The organism is Kitasatospora sp. NPDC057198, from assembly GCF_042670125.1.
Taxonomy (GTDB): domain Bacteria; phylum Actinomycetota; class Actinomycetes; order Streptomycetales; family Streptomycetaceae; genus Kitasatospora.
The window spans coordinates 1-3,517 of record NZ_JBHUWH010000644.1 but is presented as its reverse complement, the minus strand read 5'-3'; the positions used below and the strand labels follow the sequence as shown (position 1 = coordinate 3,517).

Annotated in this window: 2 protein-coding genes; one reads left to right on the top strand and one right to left on the bottom strand. The window is 76.0% G+C overall.

Going from position 1 to position 3,517, the window contains the following annotated elements; translation table 11 throughout:
* The first annotated feature begins 47 nt into the window (after window positions 1-47).
* Entirely contained in the window at window positions 48-1,085 is a 1,038-nt protein-coding gene (locus ACFUEL_RS37095; protein WP_380242208.1) for a sialidase family protein, read from the top strand.
* Between the two features lie 58 nt (window positions 1,086-1,143).
* Here ACFUEL_RS37095 and ACFUEL_RS37090 read toward each other — a convergent pair.
* Window positions 1,144-3,517, bottom strand: a 2,374-nt coding sequence (locus ACFUEL_RS37090; protein ID WP_380242206.1) for an ATP-binding protein, incomplete at its 5' end; no start/stop codon positions are given.

The following is a 3,517-nucleotide window of genomic DNA, read 5'->3' as shown; positions in this document are numbered from 1 at the left end:
CGCGGCCCCTTTTTTCCTTTTCTCCCCGGAAAGCAGGGATTCCGCTCATGAAGAAGACGGCCCTCGCCCTCGTACTCGCCGCCTCCGCCGTGCTCGGGGCCGCCCCGTCCCCGGCCACCCCGTCCCCGGCCGCCCCGTCCCCGTCCGCCCCGTCCCAGGCCGCCCCGTCCGCCGCTCCCCCGTCCGACCCGCCCCGGGCCGAACTCCGGGCCCTGGTCGGCGACGTCCGGCAGGCCACCGCGTACCGCTACCGGGCCACCGACAGCCAGGGGAGGTCGATGGACGCCGCGAAGGTGATCCAGACCGCCCCCGGTTCCTACCTGGCCACGTACCACACCATGCGGAGCGACGGGAGGTTCCACGCCGCGCTCGCCTCCTCGTCCGACCTGATGAACTGGACGTTCGTCGAGGATTTCGGCCCCGGCACCTCCCAGCCCAGCATCGTCCAACTCTCCGACGGCGGCTACCTGATGGCGTGGGAACAGGACCCGGCCAACCACCTCGCGCTGCGCTACTTCCCCAGCCGGGCCGACCTGTTCGCCGGGACGTTCACCCGGCAGTACGACGCGAAGCGCTCGCTCTCCTCCTGCGCCGAGGGGACGCCGAACATCTACTCGGTGCGCCTGGCCCCCGACATAGACCACTCGGTGATCGAGCTCGGCGGCCACTACTTCTCGAACTGCGACGTCGACCGCCAGATGCGCGCCGTTCTGACGGACTTCTCCTCCTGGTCGGCCGTGAAACAGAACGAGTTCGACAACGCACTGCTCTACTGGGGCGTCAGGGGGAACATCGGCGACCGCGACGCCGTGCAATTCCGCGGATTCCCGTACGCCCTGATCGAGGGCCAGTACACGAAGAACGACTTCGGTTCCTGGCGGACCTTCCTCTACGACTACCAGACCGGCAACGCGGACCCCGTCACCGTCACCACCCACGGCGGCAGCACGGCCTCCGCCAATCCGTCCGTGACCGCTCTCACCACCCCGTCCGGGCAGCCGGCGGTCCTGGTCGGCCTGTTCATCCCGAGCGAGGGCGCGGCCCCCGGCGAGGCGGGGGAACTCCTCTACTACCGCACCTACTGACCGGCCGCTCCCCCGGTCCCCCGCTCCCCCGGTCCCCCGGGTTCCCCCGCCTCCCCGGTCAACTGCCCGCTTCGGCCTGGAGGTCGAGGACCCGGGTGAGGGCGGAGGGGTAGGGGAGGGTGCGGGCGAGGCGGTCGGCGCGGACGAGGGCGGTGCGGGCGGTGGCGGTGTCGCCGAGGCGGGTGGCGGCGGTGGCGTGGGCGAGCAGGGCCTCGGTCTCGGCGAGGCGTTCGCCGGTGGTGTGGGCGCGGGCGGCTTCGGCGGCGGCGATCCGGGCGGCTTCGGCGGGGCGTCCGGCGGCGAGGTGGGCGTAGGCGGCGAGTTCGGGGGCCCGTTCGGCGGCGTCGGGGCCGAGCGCGGCCAGGGCGGCGGCGGGGTCGTCGGCGCGCAGCGCGAACAGGGCGCGGGCCCGCCGGACTTCGTGGTGGGCCTGTTCGTCGTGGGGGGTGCCGGCCCGTTCCAGGAGGGCGGCGGCGCGTGCGGTGTCGCCGGTGCGCAGCAGGACGCGGGCGAGGACGGCCAGGGCGTAGGGCAGTGACCAGGCGTCGTCCCAGTCGGCGGCGGTGACGGCGGCTTCGGCGTAGTGGGCGGCGGTGTCGTTCTCCTCCAGCAGGAGGTGGAGTTCGGCGAGGTTGAGCTGTTCGAAGGCGGTGGCGAGGGGGTCGCCGGAGTGCCGGGCGTGCTCGAGGGCCTGGCGGCCGAAGCGGACGGCATCGTGCAGCCGGCCGTGCCGGCGGGCGTTCTCGCGCAGGGTGGAGAGCACGGAGCCGAGCAGCACGGGGTCGCCGTACGCCTGGGCGGGGGCGAGGGCGCGGTCCCCGGCCTCGCGGGCCTCGCCGAAGCGGCCGGCCAGGCCGAGGCTGATGGCCTGCGTGGCGTGCGAACGGGCCTGCAGGTGCTGGCCGCTGGGGCCGGGGACGTGTTCGGCCGGGCCCTGGGCGCGGCGGGCGGCCTCGTAGGCGTCCCGGTAGCGGCCCTGGGTCTTGTCCAGGTTGGAGCGGGCGAGGTGGTGCAGGGCGCGGGCCTCGGGGCCGGTGTCGGCCTGCGGCGGGTGGGCGGCCAGCACGGCGAGCGCCTCCTCGACCTCACCGGCCCGGAAGAGTGCTTCGGCGAGGTGGGCGGCGGTGGCGACGGTGTCGTCCCGGTCGCCGCGGGCGAGGAACTCGGCGAGCGCGGTGCGCAGCACGGCGGCGGCGCGGGCGGGTTCGCCCATCCGGCGCAGGACCTGGCTGTGGGCGAGGCGGGCGCGGGCGGCGTCGACGTCGAGGCGGGCGACGAGGTCGCGGTAGTAGCGGTCGGCGGTGTCGTTGGCGTAGAGCGCGGCGGCGCGTTCGGCGGCGCGGCGCAGGTAGTCGGCGGCGCGCGGGTCGTCGGCGCGGGTGAAGTGGGAGGCGAGGGCGTCGACGGCGTCGGGGCGGCGGCGCTGGACGGCCTGGGCGTAGGAGGCGTGCAGTTGGCGGCGGCGGACGGCGGAGAGGCCGTCGTAGCAGGTGAGCCGGACGAGGGGGTGGCGGAAGGCGAGGCCGGGCTCGGCGCGGCCGGCGGTGACGACCTGGCGTTCCTCGATGAGGGCGGCGGCGATGGCGTGTTCGACGGCGTCGGCGGCGGCGGCGCCGGTGACGGGCGGGTGCAGGCCGTGCTCGGCCACGTCGAGGAGTTCGGCGAGGGCCGCCTCGACGCCGGCCACGGAGAGCGCCTCGACGAAGCGGCGGGCGGCCGGGTCGAGTTTCAGGAGCCGTTCCCCGACCAGGTCGCGCACCCCGGCGGGCGGGTGCGCCGGGTCGTCCTCCGGATTTCCTCCGCGGGCGAGTTCGAGGGCGAACAGCGGGTTGCCGAGCGAGAGTTCCCAGACCTCGGGGCGGGGGGTGCGGCCGGTGGCGTCGCGGGCGGCGGCCAGCACGGCGGCCCGGTCGAGCCGTCCGAGTTCCTCGCGGACGGCGAGTTGCCGGCGCAGCAGGGCGGCCAGGGCGCTGCGGCGGGTGTCGCCGTCGGGGAGTTCCTCCTCGCGGTGGGTGGCCAGGAAGCGCAGCGGGGTGCGGCGGTCGTGGGCGCGGCGGGCGAGGTGGCCGAGGAGTTGGTAGGAGCCGGTGTCGGCGGCGTGCAGGTCGTCGAGGACGACCAGGACGGGGCGGGTGGCGGCGAGGTCGCCGAGCAGGGCGGCGCCGGCCCGGAAGAGGCGGTCGCGTTCCTCCTCGGGGCTGCGGGCGGCGCCGGTGGGCACCTGGCCGAGGGTGGGCAGGAAGGCGGCGAGTTCGGGGTACTCGGCGCCGACCCTGGCCCGTTCGGCGGGGTCGTGTTCGGCGAGCCAGCCGTCGAGGGCGGCGGCGAAGACGCCGTAGGGGGTGTGGTCCTCGGCGTCCTGGCCGCTGCCCCACAGGACGGCGCTGCCGTCGGCGGCGGCGCGGCGGGCGGCCTCGGCGGCGAGCCGGGTC

Bases quoted from the DNA above. Each gene is read 5' to 3' on its own strand.
- ACFUEL_RS37095 (WP_380242208.1), top strand. From the start codon at position 48: ATGAAGAAGACGGCCCTCGCCCTCGTACTCGCCGCCTCCGCCGTGCTC.